Here is a 427-nt window from a genome sequence, read left to right as displayed (position 1 = left end):
CGGCGCTGTGGTTTCCCATGTGGCGCCGGCCGGCACCGAACTGGAAATGCCCGAGCCGGAAGAAGAACCCAGTTACCTGGACATGGCCGGGAATTTCTTCTCGCAGATGTGGCGCCCGACTGTCGCCTCGCCCGCCCCCGGTACGGAGACCCGACCGGAAGACCTGGTGATCTGCACTAAGCACCCACCCATGCCACCGCAGTTCATGGCCGAAGGCTCGGAGAAGGTCACCATCAACGGCCAGCCCGCCGTGCGCAGCGGCGACCGCAGCACCTGCGATGCGACGGTGGTGTCGGCTGGATTGATCTCGTCCAACGTGACCATTGGCGGCGATTCGGTGGTGGTGCGCGAGATCCGCAGCGGCAAGACCCCGGGCGTGGGCTTGGCAGTCACCGCATTGCTGATGCTCAAGGGCGGCAAGGGCAAG

The 427-nt window shown here is 65.8% G+C and carries 1 protein-coding gene; it reads left to right on the top strand.

Annotated features, from left to right (window positions below; genetic code table 11):
* A partial coding sequence (locus V7773_RS30265) for a PAAR domain-containing protein (protein WP_336076504.1) occupies positions 1–427 on the top strand: 427 nt, incomplete at both ends.

The organism is Pseudomonas sp. 3JA, assembly GCF_036961705.1.
Taxonomy (GTDB): domain Bacteria; phylum Pseudomonadota; class Gammaproteobacteria; order Pseudomonadales; family Pseudomonadaceae; genus Aquipseudomonas; species Aquipseudomonas fluorescens_Q.
This window is presented reverse-complemented; position numbering and strand designations above follow the sequence as displayed.